Origin of the sequence: Aquibium oceanicum (assembly GCF_001889605.1) — a bacterium.
Classification (GTDB): Bacteria; Pseudomonadota; Alphaproteobacteria; order Rhizobiales; family Rhizobiaceae; genus Aquibium; species Aquibium oceanicum.
The window spans coordinates 4,171,504-4,197,864 of the sequence record NZ_CP018171.1; the positions used below are offsets into that span (position 1 = coordinate 4,171,504).

Consider the following 26,361-nt stretch of genomic DNA (forward strand, 5'->3'; position numbering starts at 1 on the left):
ACCTTGCACTCTCCGGCGCACGAGACCGGCACGGGCGCGATAAGCCGCACCGCGCGTCTTCTGGCACTACTCGGATTCATCCCCTTCGCCGCTCTGTCGCTCTGGTTGTTCGGCATCGCGCAGGACCATCCCTGGCGCCCGGTGACGATCCTTCTCCTGAAGTCCTACTCGGTCGTGATCCTGTCGTTCCTGGGTGGAATCCGGTGGGGCTTGGGCATGAAGACGGAGCCCCGCGACGGCCGCCGCGATCTCGTGGCGAGCTGCGCGCCTGCGCTCGCAGGCTGGGCCGGGTTCTTCGTCCCTGTTCCCTTTGCCTTCGCCCTGTTCGCGGTCGCCTTCGCCGCGCAGGGAGCCTGGGACGCCTTCGCCGTCCACCACGACGTTGCGCCGCGCTGGTTCGGATCGACACGCATATTGCTGACGGTGCTCGTCGTGTCGGCGATGATCCTGTCCTTCGCCGCGACCGCCTGAAGCTCTCAGCCCGGATGGAGCATCGAGCCGGCGATGGGATAGACCCGCGTGCGCCCGAGCATCAGCGCCCTGAACAGGCCCCAGTCGAAGAGTTTCGAAAAGGCCCGGTCGCGTACGTTGAGCGCTCCGGTATAAGCTCCGAAGGCGGGCATCACGAGGCGCCGCCCGTCGGTGGCGAAACAGGGCCGGCGGACGGACCTGCCGCGCCGCACGATCCTTGCGCCGGGGTGGAGGTGTCCGGCGATCTCGCCGTCGCACGCGGCTCCCGTCGGCTCGTGGCGCATCACGATGCCGCCGACCGCCAGTTCGCGCACCGTCTCGCCCGGCAGCCCGGCAGGAGGTTCGGGATCATGATTGCCAGCCACCCAGAACCAGTCGCGGCCCGTCATCATGGCCAGCAGTTCGTCGCGGAAGATGTCGGGCATGCGCTCCGCGCCCCAGCCATCGTGAAAACTGTCGCCGAGGCTGACCACGATCGAGGGACGGAAGGTGCAGATGGACGCCGCCAGCTTCGACAGCGTCGCGGCGGTGTCGTAGGGCGGCATCATGGCGCCGCGCCGCGCGAACGCCGAACCCTTCTCCAGGTGCAGGTCTGACACGACGAGCAGGCCGAGCGCGGGGAAGAACAACGCCCCGCTGCGGTCGCAGACGGCATGCTCCCCGGCTATCGATATCGTTTCGGCGCCTTCGGTGGCGATGTCTGCTGCCTGCATGTCTTCCCGGTGCTCAGTCGAGGCCCATGGCCTCCTCGATCAGTTCGTCCGCCGCTTCGCCGAGCAACGCGTCGCTGGCGTCGCCATTTACCGATTCCTTCCCGATCTCCAGCATGATCGGGACCGCGAGCGGCGAAATCCGCTCCAGGTTCTTATGCACGATTCGCCCCTTGATCCGCGACAGCATTTCGCCGAGCCGGGCGACGTCCAGCAGACCGGTCGCCGCATCGGCCCGCGTCGCCTGCAGGAGGATGTGGTCGGGCTCGTGCTCGCGCAGAACGTCGTAGATCAGGTCGGACGAGACGGTGACCTGGCGGCCGGTCTTCTCCTGCCCCGGATGGCGCCGCTCGATCAACCCGGCAATGACGGCGCAATTGCGGAAGGTGCGCTTGAGCAGCCAGCTCTCGGCGAGCCATGCCTCGAGATCGTCGCCCAGCATGTCCTCGTCGAACAGCTGCCCGAGCGACAGTCCCGGCGTCTTGAACATCGCGCCCAGGTCTCGTAGTCCCCAGATGGCCAGCGCGTAGTCCGTGGCGACGAAACCGAGCGGCTGCGCCCCGGCGCGTTCCAGCCGGCGCGTCAGGAGCATGCCGAGCGTCTGGTGCGCTAGCCGCCCCTCGAAGGGATAGGCGATCATGTAGAAGCGCCTGCCGCGCGGAAACGTCTCGATGAGCAGGTCCCCGTGCTTCGGCAACACGGACTTGTCGCGCTGGATACGCAGCCAGTCGGCGACCTGGTCCGGCAGGGCCTGCCACCGGTCGGGATCGGCAAGCATGCCGCGCACCTGGTCGGCGAGATAAGTGGAAAGCGGAAACTTGCCGCCGGCGTATGAGGGCACCATCGCATCGTTTCCGGCGGCGTTGGAGACGAAGGCCTCGTTCTCGCGGATGCCTTCGAAGCGGAGCACCTTGCCGGAGAACATGAACGTGTCGCCGGGCGCGAGCGATTCGAGAAAGTACTCCTCGACCTTGCCAAGCAACGGGCCGCCGCGCGAGGCGGTGCCGCGCCCGCCGCGGACGTAGCGCACGTTGAGCATCGGCGCCTCGATGATCGTGCCGACGTTCAATCGATACTGCTGCGCGAGGCGGGGATGGCTGACCCGCCACAGTCCCTCCTTCGTCTGCCTGATCCGCGCATATCGCTCGTAGGTGCGAAGCGCGTATCCGCCGGTCGCCACGAAGTCGACGATCCGGTCGAACGTCCGGCGGTCGAGGTCCGCATAGGGTGCGGCCGACCTCACCTCAGCGAAGAGTTCGTCGGCTGAGAAGGGTTCGGCGCAGGCACAGCCCATCACGTGCTGGGCCAGCACGTCGAGCGCGCCGATCACCAGCGGCGGCGTATCCTGCGCGCCGAGATAGTTCGCCTCGATCGCGGCGCGGCATTCCATCACCTCGAAGCGGTTGGCCGGCACCAGGATCGCCTTTGACGGCTCGTCCATGCGGTGGTTCGAGCGTCCGATGCGCTGGGCGAGCCGGCTCGCGCCCTTTGGCGCCCCGACATGCACCACGAGATCGACGTCGCCCCAGTCGATGCCGAGGTCGAGCGTGGACGTGGCGACGATGGCGCGCAGGGCGTTCGTCTCCATCGCCTTCTCGACCTTGCGCCGCTGCCCCACGTCGAGCGAACCGTGGTGCAGCGCGATCGGCAGAACGTCCTCGTTCACCCGCCACAGTTCCTGGAACAGCATCTCGGCCTGGCTGCGGGTGTTGACGAACAGAAGCGTCGTACGGTGCCGTCGGATCTCCTCGTAGACCTCCGGAATGGCATAGCGGGCCGAGTGCCCCGACCACGGCACGCGCTCGCGCGATTCGAGGATGGTGATCTGAGGCTTGGCGCCCCCACCGACGGTGACCACATCGGCCATGTCACCGCGCGTCTCCTGTGAGACGAGCCATCGGCGCAATTCCTCCGGCTCCGCGACGGTCGCCGAGAGCCCGATCGCCTGAAATCCCGGCACGAGCGCGCGCAGCCGCGCCAGCCCCAGGGCCAGCAGATGTCCGCGCTTGGAGATCACCAGCGAATGCAATTCGTCGAGCACGACGTAGCGCAGCCCGGAGAAGAACCGCGCCGCGTCCTTCGAGGCGATCAGGAGCGCAAGCTGCTCGGGCGTGGTGAGCAGGATGTCGGGCGGCGATACCTTCTGCCGCTGCCGCTTGTGCGAGGGCGTGTCGCCGGTTCGCGTCTCCATCGTTACCGGCAGGCCGATTTCCGCCACAGGCTTGGCGAGGTTGCGCTCGATGTCGACCGCCAAGGCCTTGAGCGGCGAAATGTAGAGCGTATGCACGCCCCGGAACGCTTCGCCAGGCTTGCGCTTCGGCCGTTCCGCCAGATCGACCAGGCTCGGCAGGAAGCCGGCCAGCGTCTTGCCGGCGCCGGTCGGCGCGATCAGCAGCGCCGATCTGCCATTCTGGGCCTTGGCCAGAAGATCGATCTGGTGCGCGCGTGGCGACCATCCCTTTTCCGCGAACCACCGGATGAAGGGCTGCGGCAGACGGGCGGATGAGATCTCTGTTCCGAGGTCGGGCTGATCGGTCACGAAGTTAGAACTAAACCAGAACAACGAACGCGCCAAGCCGGTAGTCGCGTCCCGAGCGACTGCCGCCGATCTGCGGGCCGCCGACCAGACTCAGTTGAGCGCTTCGAGTACGACGGGAAGCGGCACGGTCGTGGTCTCCACCGCGCCTTCCCGGACATCCTGCCCGCGCCGCGCGATCACGATCAGCCCCTCGATCGGCTCGCCGCGATCCATGCGGATCGCCGCTGGTTCTATAGAGACGACCTGGTATCCGCTCGCGGCCAGGAGATCGCGCAGATAGCGTTCCGAATGCGCGTAGCGTCGGGACGCACGCAACACGAGGGGCTCGGGCCCGGCGTGGTGTTCGACGGAGAAAGCGAGAAAGCCCCCTTGGGTGCAGACCACCGCCGTCGCGGCAAGCAGGCGCTCCAGTGCGCCGACATAGAGGAACACGTCCGCAGCCACCACTAGGTCGGCGCGCAGTTCCCCCGGCGCGAACGTCTGGAGATCCTGAAGGGTCAGCCTGTCGTAGACGCCCTTGGCCTGCGCCCTCTTCAGCATCTGCGCGGAGAGGTCGTAGCCCTCGATGAAGCTCGCGACATGACGCAGGCGCTCGCCCATAAGTCCGGTGCCGCAGCCAAGATCGACCACGTGCGCAAAGCTGCCGGCACCGGCCTGCACGAGCGCCTGTGCGATCAATTCGGGCACACGGTATGCCAGCTTCTCGACCAGCGACTGGTCGAAGCGCTCGGCATACTGATCGAACAGCGCTGCCACGAAGGCGCTCGGCGGCGCGTCGATCTGATGCGCGGCGCCGATAAGACCGAGTTTCATGCTGGCGCCGAGCCGGTCGTTCGGGTCCTGGCGCAGGGCCTCGGTCCAGGCATCGGCCGCACCGGCCAAGTCACCAGCCGTCTCCCGCATCTCGCCGAGGCGGTACCAACCCGCGGCCCAGCCGGGTACCAGCTGCAGCGTCTCAGCCAGTAGATCGGCTGCCGCCGCTTGTTCGCCGCTTGCGAAAAGCATCTCGGCGTAGTCCGCACGCCGGTCCGCGACGAGGTCGCCCGAGGAAAGCTGCATCGATGTCATGAAAGATCGGTCCGGGAACCCGGATATTCCGGGCGGCGGCTTATTGCCCAGTCCGGGAGAACTTGCAAGCGGCATTCCACTGCTTCGAGCGGGCTTCTCCGACGAAGGATCGAACGTCAGTCATCTTGAAGTAATTATTGTGGGTGTTCTTATATTATAGTTTATGATATTTGATCACTTCTTACATATTAGAACGTTTTGAAGCTTGCGCGAAGCTTGCGCCGACACTTTGCCCAAGATTGAATTCCGAAGCCCCTCGATATACTCTTTCACGACGAATTCTCGCGAAGGAGGCACTGATGACCTTGACGACGGTGATTTCACAGCCGAGGCCCGTGGGCAGCGCGACGTCTCAAGCCAGGAGAGAAATGGCGGACCCGAACGCTTTCTCCGACGCCATGGGTGCGCAGTCGAATCAGGCGGCGAACGACGACGGCGGGTCCGAAGGTACCTCGCCGACCGTCACCGCGACCTGGTCCGTCCCCACTGCCGGACTTGGTCCCGAGGATGTCGGCGGTCTGCCGGTCGAACCCGAGGATCAGTTGAGCGGTCTGCCCTTCGAGGAAAGCGACGAACTCAGCGGCCTGCCCGTGGAGCCGAAGGATGAGATCAGCGGATTACCCTTCGAACCGGAGGATGGACTCAGCGGATTGCCGGTAGAGGCGGAAGCGCCTGTCGCAGAAGGTCCGGTCGTGAGGGACAGATGGGTCAGCGAGGCGACCGCTGCATCCTCCGGTCAGGGCGTGTTCACGGGCGACATGGCATTCGAGACGATGTCGAGCCTGTTGGGCCGCTACGCGGCATCTCCGGCGGTACCCTATCAGGCAGCCACCAAGTAGCCGCGTCTCAAAGGGTCAGCGCGGTTCTGCGAAGCGTTCCATGCACGCCTGGAACGCTTCAGTCGTTCCGCAATTGGCCGGCATGTCGACCCTGAGGCGTGCGACGGCGAATTCCTTCCACGGTCGCGGCTCCGTACCCGAAATCTCGACATTGATGAGTCCCGGCAGGGTCGAGCGGTTGTGCCATTCCCCATAGGTCTCGCCGTTCGCGGCGGTATAGGTGAAGGCAAGCTTGATCGGGCCGCGGATCAGCGGCAGGTCCTCGCCGCCGGAGCGCTGGTCGCCATGGTCGCGCCGCGACCGCACGATCGCCTGATCTCCGCCGACGTTTGTGCGCAGATAGGTGACGCGGTCGATGCCTGCCCGCGCGTTGAAGCCCAGCGCCGGACGCAGGAAGGTGATCGTGTTCGCTCCGCCTTCGAAGAGCACCGCGGTACTCTTGTCGTCCTTGGCGAAGGGTTGCGCGGCTTCGAGATCCTCGACCAGCCGATCGAGGATGATGGCGGCCATGTCCGTACGGCTTCCCGACGCGATGAGATCCTGCCAGCGCTGCAGCCAGCTTCCCGTGTAGAGGGAAATGCCGCCGAACAGGATGCTTGCCAGCAGCAGCGCCACGATGGCCTCCAGCAGCGAGAACCCGCTGCGCGAGCGGCGCAGGCGCCTCCTCATGGCCGCCCGATCCGCACCGTCTCGAACAGTGGCTCGGAACCCAGGCCCAAGCCGCTGTTCGCGGTGAGAACCGAAACCAGGTACAGTCGCCATCCCGCGACATCAAGATCGTCTTCGCGGCCCCAGTCGTACGGTTCGACGCGAACCAGGAAGTCGCCGACCGTGCGTTCCCCTTCGCGCAGCGGTTCCAGCCCCATAGCCACTGTGGCGGCGTCCTGCTGCTCCTGGCGCCGTTCTGCCGAGCGTTCCAACCCCCCGAACGATCCGGCGACGCCCCCGATGATCGCTGTAACCGGTCCCATCATCAGCAGCGCTATGACGAAGGCGGCCAGCACCTCGATCAGCATGAAGCCGCGCTTCGGACGGAGCGTCATATGGAGGCCATCTCCACGCGTCCGGTCAGCCAGTCGACGCGCAGTTCCATGGATCGTCCGCCACCTGTAAGCGTCAGCACACCGCCACACGAGCGGCCGTCTGAGAGGTAGCGCAACGCCCGCTGCCCCGCGATGAGGGGGCAAAGGTTCGAGGTGACCCATCGCAGGCCGATGCCGTTGCGGATGGTGAGCGGCTCGCCTCCGGCGACGCTGATGCGTCCGCGCTGCGCGTCCACCTCGATGTCCACCGCGCCCTGCTGCCGGACGGCCAGCGAACGGCCTTCCCGGAACGACGCGGCCACCTTTACGGCCTCCGCCTCCAGATCGGCGGCCGATACGCCCGCCCGCGGTCGCGGCATCAGGACCAGCGCGGCAAGCGACATGACGGCGATCGCCAGCACGATGTCGAGCAGCACGATGCCGCGTCTGGACGCTTTGCGGCGGGCGCGCATCCTATCGCGGCGGGAGCGCGCTGGCTCCGTTTCCGTCCGGACCCGCCGTCGCGATGCGGAAGGTATGGCCGTCGCTGGAGTAGATGTAGTCCCGGCCCCAGGGATCAGTCGGAAGGTTGTCGCCGCGTATGTACGGCCCGTTCCACGTCTGCAGGCTGGATGGCTGCTTGACCAGGGCGCTCAGACCTTCCGACTGGCTGGGATACCGGCCGACGTCGATGAAGAAGATGTCGAGCGCGCTGGAGAACGCCTCGATCTGCAGCTTGGCCGCGCGTTCGCGCGAATCGGAGAGCTGCGCCAGAACGCGCGGCCCGACCAGTGCCGAAATGAGCCCGATGATGGCCAAGACGACCAGCATCTCGATGAGCGTGAAACCCGCCTGCCGCCTGCGCCGGCGCGAAGGGCGGGTCCGGAACGGGTGATTCCTCATCAATCGTTCAAACATGGGTTCAAGCTCCGCTAACGAACCAGATCGTTGAAAGACATTAGCGTCGACATGATCGATACTATCATGCCGCCGATCAAGACACTTATCGTGGCCACGGCCGCAGGTCCCACGAACCCGACCGTGCGCGCCAGTGAGCGCTCCAGTCGCGCCTCGTAGAAGTCGGCGACCTTGTAGGCGAGAGACGCCATCTCGCCGCTCTGTTCCCCGATGCGCAGCATACGCATGGCGAGCGGCGGCAGGTCGAGGATCTCGATCGCCTGGCTGAGCCGCTGGCCCTGGCGTACTGCGTCCGAGGCTCTCTGCGCCCTCTCCCGCGCGACCTCCCCGTGATCCACCGTCTCGCTGATCAGCTTGATGGCGGTCGGGGCGGCAACGCCGGTCTCGCTCATCATGCCGAGCATGCGGGTGAAGCGCGCGGTCCGGTAGCTGTGGGCGATGTCGGACAGGATCGGAAGCTTCCCGCCGATGCTCCAAAGAACCGTCCGCAGCGTACCGCGCCGAGCCGCGATGAACAGTCCGAGGAGCACGGCCGCCAGGAGCGCGAGCAGCCACTCGCCCTGCTCGCGCAGGAAGCGGGACACAACGAGCATGGTGTTTAGGAGCGCATCCGGTTCCCGCGTCTGGGCAAGCATCGGCTCGAATTGCGGCAGGACGCCGATCATGAAGAAGACCAGCACCGCGATCGTGCCCAGCATCAGCACCGCCGGATAGCGCAACGCCTCCGAAACGCGCGCGGCGAGCGCTTCGAAGCGCTGGCGTTCGTCGGCCGTCCGCGCGAGCAGGCTCGGCAGCATGCCGGTCGATTCGGCGACCTTGATCATCGCGATCTGGAAGGGCGGAAAGAGTTGCGGCCAGTCTTCCAGCGCCTGTGAGAACGAGCGCCCGCCCGAAAGGGCGGTGTGGAGCCCGGCGACGACCGGTTTCAGACGGCCATTGTCGAATTCCTTGCCCATGATGGCGAGCGCTTCGTCGATCCGGATCCCGGCGTTGAGCATGATCGACAGGTCCGACAGGAAACGCGTCACCTGCTGAGTGGGTATCTTCCCGCCTGACGATGACGACGCGGTCGCGCCGACACGCTGCTCCTGGACGCTGACGGGGATCAGCCCGCGCCGGTCGAGGAGGCGCGCGGCATCGTCTGCGTCGCCGGCCTCGATACGGCCCTGCTCCAGACTGCCCTGCGCATTGAGAGCCTTGTAGGCGAAAGCGGTCATGGCGAACCGGCTGTACTTTACCCTGCTCCGACTCGCGCCGATCGATCGATCCTCGGTCGCGCTATTTCCCACCCTGCTCGCGGCTCGTCTGGCGCGACGAGTTCTCCAAAGCCGGCGGCTGGATTAGTATACCAAGCCGCTATCTTCCGCAACGGAGGCCAAAGACCCACATCGGGACACCCGCCGTGCTAGCCCAGGCCGCCGGTCATGTCTTTGCGTTCATTGTGGGTTCAGCCGCCCCATGAAAGGATGCTCGCAACGTCAGGGCCCTTGATGGCACTGCACGAAACACAGAAGGAGCGAGCAAATGGCGCATCTGCACTTCGGTCACGACCCGCACAAGCCGGCATCGGCATCTGCGAACGGAGCTTCCCGCTCCCTCGGGCGGTCCCCACTCGCCGTGCGGCTCGCGGCGCCCTTCATGGCATTGGGTGTCTTCCTCGCGGTCGTTCCGGCGTCTACGATGGAAGCTGCCGCGTTCGATTTCAGCCGGGGCCACTCCGGCCCTTCGCCGTTCGTGCGCGCACCGGGCAAGCAGGGACCCGGCTTCAAGCTTCGGCATCAGATACAGGCGAGCCCCATGGAGCGCGTGATCGTCCAGTTCGATCCTTCGAAGGATCGTGGATCCGAGATCCGCCGCATCCTCGACGCGCTCGACGGACTGCCCCACAAAGTGGCCTCCACGTTCGAGGTCACGCCGGCCATCGTGCTGGAGGTGAACGCAAAGGGCATGGAACGCCTGCGCGCCCTGCCCGGCGTGATGGTTCAAATGGATTCGCTCGCCAAGCCTAACTGATTTCGGGCGCGGAGCCGGTCGGGCTACTGGAGCGATCGGAAGCGGATCAGCGCCTGGCCGCCCTCGCCGTCGAGAACGACTTCCGATCCCCTGACGTCGGCGAGCGTCCAGCCGTCCCTGCTCTCGCCCTGGCGCAGGCTGAATGCGCCCTCCGCTCCCTCCGCCCGGAACGTCGCGATGACGAGCCGGGTGGATCGCACGACCCCGACCAGTTCCCATTCCGGCGGCGTGAACTCGACTTCGGGTTCGGCGGCGATTTCGATCTCGGCGGGCGGTTCCACCACGACCGGCGCCGGAATCTCCACGGGCTCGAATTTCTTTGGCGCGCGCCGGTCCGGGGCGAACAGCGGAAGCTCGCGAAGAGAGAGATAGTCCGCCGGCGTGCGTTCGCTCACCGCGAGCGGCGTCGGCAACTGCGCTACCGCCGATCCGCCGAGCGCGGCCGCGCCGAGGATACCCCAGAGGAGCAACCGGGACTGGAAACGGTCCATCAGCTTTCCTCCCCGATTCGGAAGGCCGACAGCGTCATGCGCAGGGACAGCGGGCGATCGCCCGTTGACGCCCCGCTGCTGACGTCGCCGATGCTGCGCTGCGGACGCAGCACGATGGAGTCGATGACAATCACCGGAAGCGAAACCTCGATCGCGTGCAGGAATTCCGGCAGCGACTGTTCCATCACCTCCACGTCTGCATTGAGGCGCACCCGCACCAGCGGCTTGCCGGTCTCGTCCGTGACGTCCCCGACCGCCTCGACCTGAGGCGCGTCGACGGCTCGCACTACCGCGCCCGTGCCGGCGGCGAGGTCGGACACCTCGCGCTGGAACTGCGCCGAGGCGAGCCCCTGCGTTCGCCCGCCCATGAGAAGCTGGATGCCGTCCAGGCTGTTCCCGTCCGCCGCATCGCCGGTACCGGCCATCGACGCGGCACGCTCCTCCATCTGGGCGAGCCGCCGTTCTAGAACCGCGAGCGCCTCCTGTTCGGCCTGCCACGACATCCAGGCATCGCCCGCGAGGATGCCCGCCCCCGCCACGAGAGCGATGACGACGAACAGCGAGGACAGTCGCCCGTCGAACCAGGATCTGCGAGCGGCGCTCAATCCAGCCCCCCGCCGGTGCGGATGAGTGGTAGCGTCTCGAGCACGAAATCCGACGTCGTCCCATCCTCCGAGCGGGTCGCGGGGCCGACGAGCCGGCTCTGCACGAACCGCCCGGACGATTCCAAAGCGGTGAGCACGTCGGGCACGTTGCTGGTCTTGCCGGACAGGCGCACGGTCCCGTCGACGAAGGTGATCTCCGTCGCATAGGCATGGATCGGCAGCGCCGCCGCCAGGTCGTCGAGCGCGCCGACGACGCTCACTGCCTGGTTCTTGATGTCGAGAGCGGCCTGTTCCGGCGCAGTGGCGACTTCTTCGGGATTGCTGGCCTTGACGATGGCGTCGCGGGCTTTCTCCATGCGCGCCTCCAGATTTGCCCGGCGCTCGGCGTTCTCACCGGCGGTCAGGTTGCGCCACAGCAAGGAACCACCCGCCACGACCGCCGCCAGGACGAGGATCGCGGCCAGCGACCGCCTGACCACGCGCCGCGCGTTCCCGACGCCGGCGCGCCCAGTGAGCTGGATGGCGCCTCCCGATCCCGCCGCGGGCGCTTCGACGGTGATGCCCCGCGGCTGTGCGCGTTCGATCTGTTCCAGCACCGGTGCCAGACGCGACCGCCCAACGATGGCGATCGAGGCGACCAGCCGCTTCGCCACGCGATCGATTTCGGCGATCCGGTGTCCTGAATAGGCTTCGGCCGGCGGCAGCGGAGACAGCGAACTCATCCGCGAGGCGACGATCCCGTCCATGTGATCCGCGGCTTCGAGCGGCAGTTCGATCCTGCGCCGGATCAGCCATTGTTCCGGAACGCCAAGCACGACGTTGCGGCCCTTGACGGCGTTGGCGAGGGTGTCGGCACCGCCGGCTTCGCCGAGCTGCACGGCAACGGCCGCGCTGCGCGCGGTGGCTCCGTGCACCGTCAGGGTCTTGCCGTCGGGTGCGATCTCGACGCGCGTACGTTTGCCGCGCATCCCCGATCCCATTGAATCGCTGATCAGCGAGGCGGGACCATCCAGCCAGTCGTCGAACGCCCTGACAACGCCACCCAACGTCATCTGCATGTCAGCCTCGGTGCCTCCCGGTCATCAAGATGGCTGCTTCATTTAGCGTCATCCGCCAGCCGGCGCCAGTCGAGGACCCGGTAGGGTAACTCGTCCTCCGTCGCCACCATGATCGTCGCCTCGTATGCTTCGCGATGCCCCGAAGGCAGCTCGACCGAGAGATCCACCCGCCAGCTCGGCGCCAGGTCCGCGGTGTTGTACTCGATGTCGGAGAGGAATTGCCGGAGTTCGGTCCCGTCGATGCGACCTTCGCGATACCGCGCGATCGCCTGCACGACCGATCGCGGCAGGCCGGGTATCTTTTCCAGCAGTGCGGGGTCGGCATTCTCGATGCGCATTCCTTCCAGCCCCGAGGAAACGGTCACGAAGCGGTCCATGCCCACCGCCACATCTTCGGGCATGTCGCGCACGAGAGCGATTTCATGCACCGAGCGGAACGGATGCGCTTCCTTCGGCTGTCGCGGCGCGGTTGGGCTCGGGTTCTCGCCTTCTTTCGGGTCCGTGTCGTCCGGGCGGCGCTCCAGTATCTCGTCCGAGAGCTTGTCCGAAAGTCCGTTGCTCGCGCCCGCCGCCCGCAACACGCCGGTGATGAGCGGCTTCTGCGCGGTGTTCAGGTCCACCCGCATGGCTTCGTTCTTGAGGATCAGGGACACCGACCCCGAACGCGTCTCCAGGGATCCTGTGAGCGTGTCGGGCATGGTCGTGTTTTCGTCCGACGCCCCTGCCCGGACCAGCCCGGCCGCCAGGGCAAGCCCCGCATCAGCCAGCATGCGCGCGGCCGCCTTGTCTTCGGTGACGCGCACGTTGATGACGACGCTGCTCATGTGAAGCCGCAGCACCACCGCGAGGAACGCGACGAAGACCATCACCCACAGCACGCCGACGAGGATCGCGCCCCGCCGCGACGCAGAACGCGAGCGTGGCAACCAAGCCCTGTGCCGTTCCTCCGTGCGCAGCTGCCTATCCATGGACGGGAAACCACGCCCAGACGAGCACGGCGGAGGGTGCCAAGAAAGTGCCGAAGGGAACCCGAGACACCGCGCGCAACGGCCGGCGTTTCCGCCATGACCGGATGATCACGAAGAGCACGGCTGCCGTCGAGGCAAGCAGGAGTTGCAGGCCGGTACCCCACACGCCCACCAGCATCGCCGAGGCCCCGAGAAGCTTGACGTCGCCGAACCCGATGCCGGAGCGGCCGCGAAGCTGGACATATGCGAACGATATCGCCGCCATCGCCATTCCAACCGCCAGGCCTTCCGCAAAGCTGCCGCCGACCGCCCATGGGTCGGCGGTGGCTTCAAGGCGGAGCAGGAGTGCGACGACAGCGATCATGATCGTGTATCGATCCGGAATGATCATCCTTGTCAGATCTTCGACCGCAATCGCGGCGGCGACAAGGCAGAGGACGAGCCCGGCGATCAGGACCCACCAGGATTGCGCGGCCAGCCGCGGCAGGACGGCGATCGCGAGCAACCCGGCACCGATCAGCGCGCCGCGGCGGCGCGCGGCACTCGGGGTCATTCGATTACGGTCTTGACCGGACGGGGGAGCGGAACGTTGCGGCTCGGCTCCTGCATGATCCGCAACTGCGAACGCATCTGCTCCGCTACCATCTGCGCGTCGAGGCTGTCCTTGATGACCTGCGGGCGGATGAGGATGATCAGTTCGGTGCGGGTCGCGTTGTTCTGGTTGGAACGGAACGCCTCGCCGATGACCGGCAGGTCCCCGAGGACCGGAACGCCGTCGCGCCCGCGCTGCTGCTGTTCCGATATGAGTCCGCCAAGAAGCACGGTCTGGCCGCTGGTCACCGAGACGGACGACTGAATCTTGCGCTGCGAAATCGTCGGCGTCAAAGATTGCGACGAACCCCGCGCGACCGACGATATCTCCTGCTCGATCGACAGGTTGATCGTGCCGTTCGCCGTGATGCGCGGCAGGACCTTGAGGATCACGCCCGTTTCGCGGAACTCAACGTTGTTGACGATCGGCGCCTCGGGGTCGGTCACCGACTGCGCGGTGCGCGTCACGATTGGAATCTCGTCGCCGACCTGGAGAACCGCCGGCTTGTTGTCGAGAACGACCACGTTGGGCGACGAAAGGACCTTGACCTCTGTCACTCCCCTTAGGGCGTCGATGACCACACGAGGATCGGACTCCGGCCCAAGCAAAAGGTTGAAGCCCGGAAGAACCCTCGAGATCGCCGCGTCGGCGACGTCCTTGAACAGCCCGACAGACCCGTCGTTGCCCTGCAGGAAGAACTGGACGCCGTATCTCAGGTCGTTGCTCAGGGTGACCTCGGCGATCGTGGCCTCGATCGCCACCTGCGCCGCCGGGCGGTCCAGTGCCAGGATCGCCTCCTCGATGAGGCGCTGCTGGTCCGGCCTCGCCAGGATCAGCAGCGAGTTGTTCTCGGGATTGGCCGTGACGCGTATCCCGCCGGAGTAGCCGCCGCCCTGGTCGCCGCCGCCCGATTCGATGCCCGTCGACGTATCGTTCTCCAGCGGAAGCGCGTCGGCCATCCGGTCGGAAGGTGTCGCCGGAGCGGCCGGATCGCCGGAACCGCTTCTGCCCGAGCGATCGACAGTCTGCGAATCCGGCGGAAACTGCGCCGCAGGATCCTCCGTTACGGCGGAGGCGCCGTTGAAGATCTGGTTGACCATCGAAGCCAGCCGCGTCGCTTCGAGATGCTGGACGCGATAGACCTGGAGGTACGAAGCCGAGGCTTCGAGCTTGTCGAGCCTCTCGATCCACGCTGCCGCGCGCTGCAGCATCTTCCGTGATCGAGCAACGACCAGAAGCGAGTTGTTCCGCTCGATCGGCTGGATACGGATGGTGTTGCTGCCGCGCCCGCCCTCACCGAGGTCGAGCACCTTGGTGAGTTCGGGGAGCATGCTCTTCGCCGTTCCGTTCTGGATCGGAAAGATGCCGACAGATTCGTTCGCCAGCCAGTCCTGGTCGAACGACATGGCGGCGTCGATGCCGGCGCGCCGTTCGGCCGCGGTTCCCTGGAACAGGAGCGCATTGCCGTTGGGGTCGACCCGCACCATGCCCTGGCGGGAAACGAAGTTCTCGAGCAGCGGCAATATCGTGCTCGCCGAGACATGGCGCAGGGGATAGGCGGTGACGCCGTATCCGGGCTGCACAGTCACGCCCGGGTCGAGTTCCGCGATGCCGATGGCGTCGGATGCCGGCAGCAGCCGCAGCCTGTCTCCCTCCCGCACCATCGCCACACCATTGCTGCGCAAGGCGGATTCGAAGGCGGTTAGGATCTCGCGGGCCGGCAGCGGGCGCGACGTCACGATGGATACGTTCCCGGTCACCCGCTCGTCGAGCGAATAGGTGATCCCGAGCATGTCTCCGAGAACCGTGCGCGCGGCCACCGCGATGTCGGCGTTCTCGAGACTGATATTGAACTCTTCATCGCCGAGCCGCTCGACCGACCTGCGTTCGGAGCTGGTCAGCCTCCCGTCGGTGCCGTAGTAGATGGCTCCCTGGCGGTTGTCGTTCCTGGCCCGCCTGAAGCCCGAAAGGAAACCTCCGCCTTTCGGGGCCCTCGCTCCGAGATTTGCGTGCGTGACGGTGCTCAGGGGATCGGGACGGCCAGAGACGTCGTCGGCGGCATCCTGAAGAAACGGACCGGTCGTGCACCCGGATGTGGAGAACGCAAGGAGGACAGCCAACCCCCAGCCCAGGAAACGCGCTGTGGCCGGATTCCGCCGTCCGGACCTGGAAAAACTCACCGACCTACCCCCAACATTCAAGCGACGGCGCTGGGACGAACCGTACCCACCCGGCTCCGCCTTGACAACTGGCAAGGCCTGTTTTCTCTTCGTCACTTGGCCTTAAGCTGAACAGAGTTGCTAAACCGCCACCGCAACCGGAAGTAAAGACATGTTCAAAGTCATCATACGGTCGGCGGCTGGACCAAGCTGCACATGAACATTCACCATCCTGTGACCGGGGGCGAAGGCCTGCTGGAAGCACTGGCCGGAACGGGAATGATCGGCCGCGCAGAGTTGCATAATCTGTTCGGCGAACTCGTCGAGCCGGGCACCGCTGACATCTACAGGCTCGTGGAAGGCCAGCTCGTCGATCCGGACGCGCTCGCGGCTTTTCTTGCGACATATTACGAGCTCCCCCTGGCAGAACGCGAGGAACTCGCACAGATCGAGCCGATTGCCCAGCATCTTTCGCACAGGTTCCTGATCGACAACTGGCTTCTTCCGCACAGAACTTCCGACGGACGCCTGCGGATCGGGGTCTTCTTCCCGGGCGACAGCGAACCGATCGACGCGTTGCTGGCAGCGTTCGGAGAACCCGCCGAACTGTGGGTGATGTCGGCGCCCGACCTCGAATCCGGCCTGCTCCGGCTCACCGGCAGCGAGAGCGGCGCGTCCGCCTCGACCGACGTGACGCCCTCCGACGACGCGATTGCCGGCCTTCGCGACCTGGCGAGCGGCGCGCCCGTGGTCGTGGCGGTAGACGACATGTTCAGGCGCGCCCTCGACCTGCGCGCCACCGACATCCACCTCGAGCCGATGCGCGGCCGACTGATCCTGCGCTTCCGCATCGACGGCGTCCTGCGCATCATGCCCTCGCCTCCCCCGGAGATGGCGGAGGCGATGGTGTCCCGCATAAAAGTGCTCGCCGGGATGGACATTGCCGAGCGGCGCAAGCCGCAGGACGGAGGCATGCGCATCAGGGTGGGCGAACGCGACATCGAGTTCCGCGTGGCGACGCTAGCCTCGATTCACGGCGAGACGGTCGCGCTCCGCATCCTGCAGCGCGAGAGCGCACTGCTCGATCTCGGCAGCGTCGGCCTCGGCACCCGCGACCGCCGCGCGCTCGAACGGCTGCTCGATCACACGCACGGCATGATCGCGGTCGCCGGTCCTACCGGCAGCGGCAAGACGACCACGCTCGCCGCGGCCCTGTCGAAGCTCAACGATCCCGGCCGCAAGATCGTCACCATCGAGGACCCGGTCGAGTACCAGATCCCCGGCGTTGTCCAGGCACAGATCCAGCCCGCCATCGGCGTCACCTTCGAAGCCGCGATCCGCTCCTTCGTGCGCCAGGATCCCGACGTCATCCTTGTCGGCGAAATCCGCGACCGCGACACCGCGCGGGTCGCCGTGCAGGCGGCTTTGACCGGCCACCTCGTGCTGACGACCGTGCACGCCAACACCGCGACCGCCGCCTTCACGCGACTGCGCGATCTCGGCGTCGAAACCTATCTCCTCGTCGGCGCCATGCGTGGCGTGCTTTCCCAGCGACTGGTGCGCAAGCTCTGCGACCACTGCAAGCAGGAAGCAATCATGTCGGAAGAGGAGATCGTCGCCGAACCCCGCTACGCGGCCGTCGGCTTCAAGCCCGGCGACCGCGTCCACAATGCGGTCGGCTGCTCGCGCTGCGCCGGCGCCGGCTACAGGGGGCGCATCGCCGTCTTCGAGGTGCTGACGCTCTCCGATGAGATCAGCCGTCTCGCCTCCAATGGCGCCGACAACCTGGAAATCGAGGCCGCGGCAATCGCCGCCGGCATGACCACCATGTCACAGGACGCCGCCGCCAAGGCGCAGACCGGTCTGACCTCGCCCGCCGAAGTCATCCGCGTGACCGGCTTCCGCTGACGACTTTTTCCCCCGGCGAGTCCTGAGCGTCGCCGGGCGAAACCCCTCCCGTCCTCTCGCAGATCGCCGCGCGCTCCAAGCGCGTGATCTCCACTCCTTCCGCCGGCATTGAGAATTCGGCCCGGTCTGATAAGAACCCCTGCTCCCGGGAGGAAGAAAAGAAGTATGTCCGAACTACCTGTCCTGATCGCCGGCGGCGGCATCGGCGGTCTCGCCATGGCGCTGACGCTGCACCAGATCGGCGTGCCGTGCGTCGTGTTCGAATCCGTCCGCGAACTTCGCCCGCTCGGCGTCGGCATCAACCTCCAGCCGAATGCTGTGCGCGAATTCCAGGATCTCGGCATCGGCGAGGGCGACCTCGACCGGATCGGCCTGCCGGCGCGCGAATGGGCACTCGTCGGCCTGAACGGCAACGACATCTATTCCGAACCGCGCGGGCTGCTCGCAGGCTACGGCTGGCCGCAATACGCCGTGCATCGCGGCCTTCTTCAGATGATGCTCTACGACAAGGTGATCGAGCGCCTCGGGCCCGGCGCGGTGCGGCTCGGGAGCCGCGTGACCGGCTACCGCAACGAGCCCGACGGGACGGTGACGGCCCTGATCGAGACGTCCGGCGGTGGCGTCGAAGAGCAGAAGTGCGCTCTGGTTGTCGGCGCCGACGGCCTGCATTCGGCGGTGCGGGCACAGATGCATCCCGGCCAGCCCCCGATACGCTGGGGCGGCGCGGTGATGTGGCGCGGCACCAGCCCAGGCGTACCCATCCGCTCCGGCGCTTCCTTCGTCGGCCTCGGCACCCACCGCCACCGGCTGGTCTTCTACCCGATCTCCCCGCCCGACGCGCGGACCGGCCTCGCCACCATCAACTGGATCGCCGAGGTGACGGTCGACAATTCCGACGGATGGAAAGAGACCGGCTGGTTCAAGCCCGTCGAGATCGACGATTTCGTCCACCATTTCGAGGGCTGGACCTACGACTGGCTGGACGTGCCGGCGCTGCTGCGCGGCGCCGAGATGGCATACGAGAACCCGATGATCGACCGCGACCCGATCCCCACATGGCAGGACGGCCGCGTCATCCTGATCGGCGACGCCGCCCATCCGATGTATCCAACCGGCTCCAACGGCGCGAGCCAGGCCATCATGGATGCGCGGCTCCTGGGCGCTTCCTTCGTGGAGCACGGTCTCACGCCGCAGGCACTGCGCGCCTATGACGAGCGCCATTGCGGCCCGGTCTCGCAGATCGTGCTGCGCAACCGCGGCGCAGGCCCCTTCGGCCTCCTCAACATGGTGGACGAGCGCTGCGGCGGCAAATTCGAGAGTATCGACGACGTCATCCCGGCCGAGGAACGCGCCGCCTTCATGGCCGGCTACAAATCCGCCGCCGGCTTCGCGATCGAAAAACTCAACGCCGCCCCCCCGACCATTCCTCCCGGCGCGCGCGTCGAGGCAAAGGTCGACGCATAGGGCGGATTTGGGGACGACTCTTGGTCTGCCGGATGTGGCAGCGAGCGCTTGCACCCATGTGCGAACAGGAAATGCTGCTCTCACCAAATGTGGGAGACACGCCCCCCGGTCGCTGATTATCCGGTTACGTCCCCTGTCCGGCCATTGCGGTATCTGAGCATTAGTATCGCCGCATCCTTTGCCATCATCCCGACTTCAATGCCGATTGAGCTCGCCTTTGAATTGACGGCTGAAAGGATGCCGTCCCGGTAGGTGCTCATCCCGTCGCCGATCATGGCGCTGTCGGTGGAGACTGCCGCTCCGGGTATGTCCTTCGCATCGAGAACCGCGAGGCCGGAGATGCCGGAGCCCTCCTTGCAGCCACCGGCATCGCTGCACATCACGCCGGCGAGATCGAAGCGCGAGGAGTACGCCGCCGAGGTCCGGCCGAAATGCGAGCCGGCGCACACCACGTCACCCGCGTTGGCGGTGGTAATGAACGTCACCGATCCCATGGCCATGACGCGGCCGATGTCGCCCTGCCAGGCCACTTCGACGGGCCGATGAACGTCGCCGATGTCGCGCCTGCGCTCCAGCATGCGGCGCGCCGCTTCGCGGATCGTCATGCCTTTCTCGATGCCGAGCTTTGCCGCGCTGTCGTTCAGATAGCCGACGACACCATTGTCGTACATGTCCCGTCCGTCCGCGATGCGGCAGGACATCGTGGCGGCCGCCGCACCGGGTATCTCCAGCGCCTCCAGCGCATAAAGCCCGTTCACGCCGGCCGCGTCCTTGCCGGGTCCCGCCGCGTGGCAGATGACGCCTTTCGGATTCACGCGCAGCGGCCAGCGGATCGAAAGCATCCCGCAGAACGAAGCGCCGATCAGGACGTCGCCAGAATTGTTGCGCGCATCGGCGAAGGTGATGGAATCCATGACGATGATGCGCCCATCCGGCGTCTGTTCCACGATCTCCTGCGTGGAGGGTACTTCGGGTACTTCTGTCATGGAGTGGTCCTTGGAGTTGTCAGCGCACGCTGGCCGGGAGCCAGGTGACCAGCACGGGAAAGGCGAAAAGAATCGCGAAGATGATCAGGTCGAGCACGATGAAGGTGGTGATGCTGCGAAAGACCTTCTCCAGTTCCGCGCCCTTCGCCATGTTCGCAACGATGAAGACGTTCACCCCTACCGGCGGCGTGATCAACCCCAGTTCGATCATCTTGACCGTCAGCACCGCGTACCACAGCCCGTCATAGCCGAGCCCCGTCACCACCACCGGATAGTAGAGCGGCACGGTGATGAGGAGGATCGACACGCCGTCCAGGAACATCCCGAGCGGAATGAGCGACAGGAGCAGCAGCAGCACGAGAAGCCGCGGCGGCAGGTCGATGCCGAGGATCCACTCGGCGAAGGCGTTCGGTACGCCGGCCGAGACGATGAAGTACGAAAAGATGCTGGCCCCGACGATGATGGCGAAGACCATACTCGTGATCGAGGCGCTGTCCCGCAGCGAGGCGAACAATCGCGACACCACGCCGGTGCCGCTCCACATCGCCGAGACGAGCATGATGAGGAACGCCGCGAAGGCGCCGATCGCCGCGGCTTCCGTAGCCGTGATGAGGCCCGAGTAGATGCCTCCCACGATGATCACGAAGAGCAGCAGGAGCTTGAACACGCCGCCGTGCCGACTGCCATGCCCGGTGTCGGTCTCTTCGACGGGAACGGCCGTCTTGCGGTCGAAGCCGATGCCGAGGCGCGCGCAGACGAGGATGCCGACGCCCATCACGATCGCCGAGAGGATGCCCGGCACGATGCCGGCGATCAGCAGCCGGCCGATGGACTCGTTGGTGATCACGCCGAAGAGCACTAGCGCGATGCTCGGCGGAATCAGCACGCCCAGCGTACCGGCGGACGCGACGATGGCGGCGGCGAAGGCGGGGTTGAAGCCGTAACGGATCATCTCGCCGATGGTCAGGCGGCCGACAGTAGCTGCGGTCGCGACGCTCGATCCGCAGACGGCCGCGAAGCCGGCGCAGGTGACCACGGTCGCCACCGCCACACCGCCGCGAACCCCGCGCATCAGGCGGTTGGTGAGACGGAACAGATCGTCGGCGATGTTTCCGTGCATGGCGAAAATGCCCATCAGGATGAACATCGGCACGACGATCAGGGTGAAGGAGGACGAGGATTGGAAGGGAACGCTTCCGAGCGTCGCGCCGGCCACCGAGGTCCCGCGCAGCAGGATGAGACCGAAGGCACCGCTGGCCGCCAGCGAAAACGCCACCGGCACCTCGATGAGGAGGAGCACGATCAGCGCGACGAAGACCAGCAGGACTATGAGGGATACATCCATGGTCTGCCCGCTCAGAAAGCCTGGTTTTCAGCCGGCACGGCGGGACCGTCCTCGCCGGTGCGTACCTGCCGGAACTGGTCGGCGGCACTGGGCAGAGCCTGCAGGATCAGTGCCGCCAGACCGAGCGGGATCGCGAACCGCGCGGGCCAGACCGGGACCTGCAGCAGCCCGAAACGGACCTCGCCGGTGAGGAAGGAACGCCACGCAGTCTGGCCCGTGCGCCAGGTCATCCAGGCGACGATGCCGATCATGATGGCGATACCGATCAGGCGCAGGACCGCCGCCGCGCGGACGGGAAGGGCGGAGGTGAAGATCTTCACCGAGACATGCTCCCCCCGCCGCAGCGCATAGGCCATCCCCAGGAACACGATCGCCACCATCAGCTGCTCGACAATCTCCTGCACGCCCGCGACCGAGCGTCCGGTGAACCAGCGCATCCCCGAATCCAGGCACGTCAGCACCATCATGGACATGACGCAGGCGGACGCCAGCACGGCGAACGCGGCGGAGATCATTTCGATCGGTTTCCTCATCGGCATCCAGTGAGAAACGGGGCCGCGGCGGCCCCGCCTCCCGTTCCTGCTTTGCTACATCTAGTTCGCGTCGGCGCAGCGTTTCACGCCCGAGACGTAGGTCGCCTCGGCTTCGTGCTTGGCCAGCGTGGCCTTGTAGTCTTCGAGGAATTCGGCCGCGGGCGCGCCGCGCGCGGACGCCTCCTCGATCCACTTCTTCTCGATGCTGTCGCCGACCGCCTCACGAATGGTTTCGGTTTCTTCCGGCGAGAGCACGGAGACGGACCCGCCCGACTCCTTGATCGTCCGGCACACCTCGTCCTCGGTCTGCGTCAGGATCTCGATCACCTTGGAGGTGTATTCCGCGTTCACTTCGTTGATGATCGATTTCAGGTCGTCCGGCATCCCGTCCCAGAGCGACTTGGTGATTGGCGTCGCCGCGAAGACGTAGTTGCCGGTCCCGGTGGCGAACGTGTACGGCGCCACCTCGTGCAGTTTCAGGGCCGGAACGACCTCGAAGGCGAAGCCGGAATAGCCGTCCAGCGTGCCGCGCAGCAGCGCCTCGTAGATCTCGGGCGCGGCGATCGCCACCGGGTTGGCGCCGATCGCCTGGAGAACCTGGTTGACGTAGCCGAGGCCGCGGATCGACTTGCCCTTCATGCCTTCCAGCGTGGTATCGTTCTCGCGCATGCCGACGATGTTCTCCGACAGCGGATTGAAGAACATCACGTGGACGCCCTTGCTCTCCCACTCGTCGCGGAATGCCTCGTTGCGCTCGTAGAGTTCGGTGAACGTCAGCATCTGGGCTTCGGCGTTCGACGTCATGAACGGCACGCCGACGACGCTCGAGAGCGGCAGTTCGGCGGGGTGGTAGGCGTTGGCGACGTAGCCGAGGCTGGCGCGGCCGTCGGCGACCCCCTGCAGGATGTCGGTCGCCGGCAGCAGGGAGCCTTGGTAGAAGAACTCGACGTGGACACGGCCGTCTGTGCGCTTTTCGACCTCCTGCGCCCACCATTCCTGTGCACGGCTCTGCGCCGCACCCTTGCCGATGTAGCTCGCGAACTGGAGATCGTATTCCGCCGCCAGAGCTGGAGCGGCAAACGTCATCGTCGCCGCGGTTCCGGCAAGCAGGCCGGCGAACAACATCTTCATTTTGGTCATCATATCCTCCCTTTCTTCGTTGACGGCGCTGCGTAGCATCACGCGCCCTGTGGATCGGAATAGTCCGAATTCTCCTCGACGAGGTTCCAGATCGCCTGTGCGGACGGTCGGTTCAGTTCCTCGAAGACATGGCCGATCAGGCCGATGGTGCGGGCGACCAGCCCGATGCCGCGCACCGCGCGCCAGTCGATGCCGATGTCGGACGCGATGGCCCCCACCGCGGCGACCGCGTTGAAGGTCAGGTGCTTGCCGCGCCGGTCGCAAGCGGCCTTGTGGATGGCGAGCATCAGGTCGGTATGAGCGCGCGGCGCGCCGAGTTCGCGCTGCATGGCGAGCAGCTTCTCCGAACGCGGGTCGACGGGATGGTGCGGATGCCCCAGCCCCGGGATACGCCTGCCCTGTTGCTGGTACTTGTCGACGATCTTTTCGGCCTTTTCGGCGGGGCTGCCTTCGAACTCCGCGGCTTCGACCTGAAGGATACGGGCGACGTTGCTGGTCGGCCCGACGAAGACGTCCCCGGCGCCCAGAAGCCCGCTCGCGACCGCGCCCTGAAAGGATTCCGGCGCGCCGAAGATCGTCAGCCGGGCGGCGATGACGCTGGGCATCATGCCGTGCTCGGCGATGGCGACGATCATGGCGTTGAGCAGCTTGTTCTCGGCCTCTTCCGGGAGACGACCGGTGACTTCGAGGAAGAACAGCGACGCGGCGTCGATATTGCCCATCAGGTCGTCGACCAGGTTTCGACCCCGGACGGTGATCGTGTCGACCGTCAGAGTGCCCATGCTGGTTTCGATGCGGGGCTGCGGCCTGGGGCTCATCGGGTGGCTCCTTCCGCGCGCTCGGCGCTGTAGTCGAGAAAATCGTTGCGGATGTCGAAGAGACGAAGCTTCAGAAGGTCCTCCCTCCGCGGCGGCTCGGCCGCCGTCAGGCGGTCGCTGACCACCAGATCCCAGCCGCATTCCGAACGGATGTGTTCGATCGTCTCGTCCTTCGTCTGGCCAGCGACGGGGATGTAGCGGGTGAGCGCGAAGCGACCCGCTTCCTTCTCGTAAACGCCGAGGTCGGTGACGAGCGTGGAGACGTTCTTTCCGGGACTGGTGACATAAGGGAGCTTGTCGACCAGCCGGTGGCGCGACTGCTGCGTGACCGCGATCGTGTCGGCCGCGCCGGAGGTGATGTCGTTGGCGCCGCCCGAACCGAGGAGGAAGCGCCCGTCGCCCGTCTGGGTCGAGTTGATGTTGCCGGCATTGTCGATCTGCCCGGCGCCGATGATGGCGATGCAGTTGTTGTGGCGGCCGGCGATATAGAGCCCGAGCACGGCCTCCACACCGGTCATGCTCTTGCACGTGGGCAGGTTTCGGTTCGAGAAGATGAAGGGCTCGCCGGCCTTCGGCATATACCCGTAGAGACCGATCTCGGCCACGAGTTCGGCCGGTATGCCGTCTTCGTGCTGGAGCTTGGTGACCGCTAGCCAGGCGGCGAGATTGGCGAGCCCGACGCCCGCCTCCACGATCGTGCGTCCTTCGTCGCGAACCTTCGCCTCGACAGCGCGCGCCGCCTCCACGACCATCAGTTCGCGGCTGTCATGGCCCTCGATTTCGGTCAGGCGCTTCAGGGTCGCGGGCGAGACGTCGTCCATCCAGGCATCTGCTGACGCCCTGCCCCGCAGAGCGTCGAGACGGTCTACGCCGAGCTTGGCGACGTAGTCCTCGTGGCTGTCGACGCCGAGTATCCACTCCCTCACCCACTGGTCGAAGAGCTCGGGTTTCTTTGAGGCCGCGCGGATTTCGGCGAACGCCTGGAAATCCTCGACATAGGCCGGCACGCCCAGCCCAGCGGGCGAGTAGATCGCAAAGGGGTGACAGCCGAACGGCGCCTCGGAGACGCTGAGCACGCGGTAGGCAGGGATCTTCACCAGGTGCGCGTGGCGCCGCACGACATCCGTCGACACGATCCGCTCCACGGTCGCCACCACGCCCTTGCTTGCCGCGAATGCGGAGATGTCGCCCTCGCCGAAAGGCGGCGACAGGATGATGTTGCCATCGGTATCGGCTGCCAGCCCGTGGACGAAGGTGACGTCGGGGATGAGTGGCTTGACGACGCCGATCTTCTGGCCCGTGCCGAAAGGATCGTCGATCTCGGCATAGCAGTCGTTTTCGGCCAGAGAGCTTCCGCCCCACGAGCGGGTGGGGGCGAAGGGAAAGCCATAGGCGCCGGCGGCGAGCCGTTGCGACAGGACCAGCAGTGAGTGGTTCTCGACCTCGACGTCGCCGCTGTCGATCGCCTTCTGGAACAGGCGGTTCGGACCCGGCGTGGGATAGTTCTCGCCGACGAAGGACACGATCAGGCGCTTGGCGATCCGCTCCGTGACCAGCGAGGCCTGGTTGGCGACGAGGCCGGCGCTGACGATCGTAAAGCCGGGATCGCGCCCCGCGAAGACGCGGACCAACGCGTTGCTGGCCGCCATCGGCCGGCCTTCCGAATAGGCGAAATGCAGCATCATGCCGGGCTCGACATGCGCTCGGATGGCGTCGTCGAGCGGCATGACCTTGGAGCGGCCGAAATGGCCGTCCGCCGGCTCGGCGAACATCGCCCTCAGCGCCTCGCGATCCATGGGGCGGGCGCTCATTTCGCGGCCCCCGGCTTGAGGGACTTGAAGACCTTCTCCGCCGCGCCGCGCATCAGCAGCGCGCGGCTTTCCGGCTTCAGGTCGATCGCGGCGACCTGCTCCATGCTGTCCTTGTGACGCACGACGGGGAAATCGGTACCCCACAGGACCTTTCCCTTGCCCCGGCTGTCGAGGAAGCGGACGAGCTTCGGATCCCAGTATTTGGGCGCGTGTGCGCCGCAGCCTATGTAAAGATTGGGGTGCTTCCAGGCCATCGCGATCAGTTCCTCCACCCAGGGCCAGCCGGTGTGCGAGGCGACGATGCGCAGGTCCTCGAAGTAGAGCGCTACATCGTCGAGGTGGATCGGCCGAGTCATCTCCGAGGGCATTTTCTCGGCCGAGTGGCCGCTCTGTACGATGACGGGAATGTCGAGTTCCACGCACTTGGCGTAGATCGGATAAAGCTCGCGATGGTTCAGCGGGATGCCCCACCCGTTGCAGTGGATGTGGGCGCCTTCGAAGCCCCATTCGCGCACGGCGATCTCGAGTTGCCGCACGGCCCCCATCCCGAGCGAAATGTCGATGCCGAAGAGCCCCCCGACTCGACCCGGGCAGGCCGCCATCAACGCGCGGACGTCGTCCGCCTCGACCGACAGGATCGGCGCGCGACGCTTGTAGCTCTGCATCTTGAAGCTCGGAACGTAGACCTTCTCGATCCGGCACTCGTCGAGCAGCCGGACGAATGCGTCGGGTTCGTAACCCTTGATGCGTTCGTCCATGCTCCACCACTTGACGACGGGGGCGAGTTCCTCGTTCTCCGTGTACATCTTGCGCAGCCCGTCGGGCGTGAAGATGTTGGTCCAGTAGTCGATGGCCATTGGCTGGGTCATGCGATGCGGTCTCGGCGTCCTGTCTTCGTTCGGT

The 26,361-nt window shown here is 66.1% G+C and carries 26 protein-coding genes; 5 read left to right on the forward strand and 21 right to left on the reverse strand.

Translation table 11 applies throughout. The features are described from left to right. Positions 1-3 precede the first annotated feature (3 nt). Positions 4-471, forward strand: a complete 468-nt coding sequence (locus BSQ44_RS20400) for a DUF3429 domain-containing protein (RefSeq protein ID WP_072606931.1) — start codon at positions 4-6, stop codon at positions 469-471. A gap of 5 nt (positions 472-476) precedes the next feature. On the opposite strand, the gene pdeM is transcribed toward BSQ44_RS20400, so the two are convergent. The 3 genes from pdeM to BSQ44_RS20415 form a co-directional block, all read right to left on the reverse strand. Further along, on the reverse strand, positions 477-1,184 hold the full coding sequence (gene pdeM, locus BSQ44_RS20405; protein WP_072606932.1) for a ligase-associated DNA damage response endonuclease PdeM: 708 nt from the start codon (positions 1,182-1,184) through the stop codon (positions 477-479). A 13-nt stretch (positions 1,185-1,197) separates the two neighbouring features. Beyond that, complete coding sequence (locus BSQ44_RS20410) at positions 1,198-3,720, reverse strand: ligase-associated DNA damage response DEXH box helicase (RefSeq protein ID WP_072606933.1); 2,523 nt, start codon at positions 3,718-3,720, stop codon at positions 1,198-1,200. Positions 3,721-3,810: 90 nt separating this feature from the next. Then, positions 3,811-4,788 (reverse strand): class I SAM-dependent DNA methyltransferase, encoded by a 978-nt coding sequence (locus BSQ44_RS20415; RefSeq protein WP_072606934.1) that lies wholly within the window; start codon positions 4,786-4,788, stop codon positions 3,811-3,813. A gap of 368 nt (positions 4,789-5,156) precedes the next feature. On the opposite strand from BSQ44_RS20415, the gene BSQ44_RS20420 reads away from it, so the two are divergent. Continuing rightward, positions 5,157-5,627 carry a hypothetical protein gene (locus tag BSQ44_RS20420; protein WP_072606935.1) on the forward strand — a complete coding sequence of 157 codons (471 nt, stop codon included), beginning with the start codon at positions 5,157-5,159 and terminating at the stop codon, positions 5,625-5,627. Between the two features lie 15 nt (positions 5,628-5,642). On the opposite strand, the gene BSQ44_RS20425 is transcribed toward BSQ44_RS20420, so the two are convergent. Genes BSQ44_RS20425 through BSQ44_RS20445 form a run of 5 tightly spaced genes read right to left on the reverse strand, consistent with a single transcriptional unit; the run spans position 5,643 to position 8,784 of the window. Further along, positions 5,643-6,296, reverse strand: coding sequence for a PulJ/GspJ family protein (locus BSQ44_RS20425; RefSeq protein WP_072606936.1), 654 nt, complete (start codon positions 6,294-6,296; stop codon positions 5,643-5,645). Beyond that, a complete protein-coding gene (locus tag BSQ44_RS20430) occupies positions 6,293-6,670 on the reverse strand; it encodes a hypothetical protein (protein WP_072606937.1) in 378 nt (125 codons plus the stop codon). The genes BSQ44_RS20425 and BSQ44_RS20430 overlap by 4 nt, the downstream gene beginning before the upstream one ends. Continuing rightward, complete coding sequence (locus BSQ44_RS20435) at positions 6,667-7,122, reverse strand: pilus assembly FimT family protein (RefSeq protein ID WP_072606938.1); 456 nt, start codon at positions 7,120-7,122, stop codon at positions 6,667-6,669. Before BSQ44_RS20435 ends, BSQ44_RS20430 begins: the two co-directional genes overlap by 4 nt. Before the next feature lies 1 nt (position 7,123). Continuing rightward, on the reverse strand, positions 7,124-7,567 hold the full coding sequence (gspG, locus tag BSQ44_RS20440; RefSeq protein ID WP_235633278.1) for a type II secretion system major pseudopilin GspG: 444 nt from the start codon (positions 7,565-7,567) through the stop codon (positions 7,124-7,126). Between the two features lie 14 nt (positions 7,568-7,581). Then, positions 7,582-8,784 (reverse strand): type II secretion system F family protein, encoded by a 1,203-nt coding sequence (locus tag BSQ44_RS20445; RefSeq protein ID WP_072606939.1) that lies wholly within the window; start codon positions 8,782-8,784, stop codon positions 7,582-7,584. A 307-nt stretch (positions 8,785-9,091) separates the two neighbouring features. Here BSQ44_RS20445 and BSQ44_RS20450 point away from each other — a divergent pair, with 307 nt between their 5' ends. Next, positions 9,092-9,580 carry a hypothetical protein gene (locus BSQ44_RS20450; protein WP_072606940.1) on the forward strand — a complete coding sequence of 163 codons (489 nt, stop codon included), beginning with the start codon at positions 9,092-9,094 and terminating at the stop codon, positions 9,578-9,580. Positions 9,581-9,603: 23 nt separating this feature from the next. Here the strand turns inward: BSQ44_RS20450 and BSQ44_RS20455 are convergent, their stop codons facing one another. The 6 genes from BSQ44_RS20455 to gspD are packed head-to-tail and all read right to left on the reverse strand — an operon-like array spanning position 9,604 to position 15,414. Continuing rightward, positions 9,604-10,071 carry a hypothetical protein gene (locus BSQ44_RS20455; RefSeq protein WP_072606941.1) on the reverse strand — a complete coding sequence of 156 codons (468 nt, stop codon included), beginning with the start codon at positions 10,069-10,071 and terminating at the stop codon, positions 9,604-9,606. Further along, on the reverse strand, positions 10,071-10,676 hold the full coding sequence (gspM, locus tag BSQ44_RS20460; protein ID WP_072606942.1) for a type II secretion system protein GspM: 606 nt from the start codon (positions 10,674-10,676) through the stop codon (positions 10,071-10,073). The genes BSQ44_RS20455 and gspM overlap by 1 nt, the downstream gene beginning before the upstream one ends. After that, complete coding sequence (locus tag BSQ44_RS20465) at positions 10,673-11,734, reverse strand: PilN domain-containing protein (RefSeq protein WP_072606943.1); 1,062 nt, start codon at positions 11,732-11,734, stop codon at positions 10,673-10,675. The genes gspM and BSQ44_RS20465 overlap by 4 nt, the downstream gene beginning before the upstream one ends. Before the next feature lie 38 nt (positions 11,735-11,772). Beyond that, entirely contained in the window at positions 11,773-12,702 is a 930-nt protein-coding gene (locus BSQ44_RS20470) for a helix-hairpin-helix domain-containing protein (protein WP_114580009.1), read from the reverse strand. Further along, a complete protein-coding gene (locus BSQ44_RS20475) occupies positions 12,695-13,255 on the reverse strand; it encodes a prepilin peptidase (RefSeq protein ID WP_072606945.1) in 561 nt (186 codons plus the stop codon). Before BSQ44_RS20475 ends, BSQ44_RS20470 begins: the two co-directional genes overlap by 8 nt. Then, entirely contained in the window at positions 13,252-15,414 is a 2,163-nt protein-coding gene (gspD, locus tag BSQ44_RS20480; protein WP_072606946.1) for a type II secretion system secretin GspD, read from the reverse strand. Before gspD ends, BSQ44_RS20475 begins: the two co-directional genes overlap by 4 nt. A gap of 255 nt (positions 15,415-15,669) precedes the next feature. Between gspD and BSQ44_RS20485 the strand changes: the two genes are divergently transcribed. Beyond that, a complete protein-coding gene (locus BSQ44_RS20485) occupies positions 15,670-17,361 on the forward strand; it encodes a GspE/PulE family protein (protein ID WP_072606947.1) in 1,692 nt (563 codons plus the stop codon). A gap of 165 nt (positions 17,362-17,526) precedes the next feature. Then, positions 17,527-18,825: a flavin-dependent oxidoreductase gene (locus tag BSQ44_RS20490; RefSeq protein ID WP_072606948.1), complete on the forward strand. Its 1,299-nt coding sequence runs from the start codon at positions 17,527-17,529 to the stop codon at positions 18,823-18,825. Positions 18,826-18,941: 116 nt separating this feature from the next. On the opposite strand, the gene BSQ44_RS20495 is transcribed toward BSQ44_RS20490, so the two are convergent. From BSQ44_RS20495 to BSQ44_RS20525, 7 genes are all read right to left on the reverse strand, one after another. Further along, the gene (locus BSQ44_RS20495; protein ID WP_157894646.1) at positions 18,942-19,811 is read right to left on the reverse strand and encodes a hypothetical protein; all 870 of its coding nucleotides are present in this window, start codon (positions 19,809-19,811) and stop codon (positions 18,942-18,944) included. 19 nt (positions 19,812-19,830) lie between these two features. Continuing rightward, positions 19,831-21,156, reverse strand: a complete 1,326-nt coding sequence (locus BSQ44_RS20500) for a TRAP transporter large permease (RefSeq protein WP_072606950.1) — start codon at positions 21,154-21,156, stop codon at positions 19,831-19,833. A gap of 11 nt (positions 21,157-21,167) precedes the next feature. Beyond that, positions 21,168-21,671 (reverse strand): TRAP transporter small permease subunit, encoded by a 504-nt coding sequence (locus tag BSQ44_RS20505; RefSeq protein WP_157894647.1) that lies wholly within the window; start codon positions 21,669-21,671, stop codon positions 21,168-21,170. A 78-nt stretch (positions 21,672-21,749) separates the two neighbouring features. Continuing rightward, positions 21,750-22,829 carry a TRAP transporter substrate-binding protein DctP gene (gene dctP / locus BSQ44_RS20510; protein ID WP_157894648.1) on the reverse strand — a complete coding sequence of 360 codons (1,080 nt, stop codon included), beginning with the start codon at positions 22,827-22,829 and terminating at the stop codon, positions 21,750-21,752. 38 nt (positions 22,830-22,867) lie between these two features. Then, positions 22,868-23,647 carry a citryl-CoA lyase gene (locus tag BSQ44_RS20515; RefSeq protein ID WP_072606953.1) on the reverse strand — a complete coding sequence of 260 codons (780 nt, stop codon included), beginning with the start codon at positions 23,645-23,647 and terminating at the stop codon, positions 22,868-22,870. Beyond that, a complete protein-coding gene (locus BSQ44_RS20520; RefSeq protein ID WP_083534843.1) occupies positions 23,644-25,458 on the reverse strand; it encodes a CoA-transferase in 1,815 nt (604 codons plus the stop codon). Before BSQ44_RS20520 ends, BSQ44_RS20515 begins: the two co-directional genes overlap by 4 nt. After that, positions 25,455-26,327, reverse strand: a complete 873-nt coding sequence (locus BSQ44_RS20525; protein WP_157894649.1) for an amidohydrolase family protein — start codon at positions 26,325-26,327, stop codon at positions 25,455-25,457. Before BSQ44_RS20525 ends, BSQ44_RS20520 begins: the two co-directional genes overlap by 4 nt. Positions 26,328-26,361: the final 34 nt, after the last annotated feature.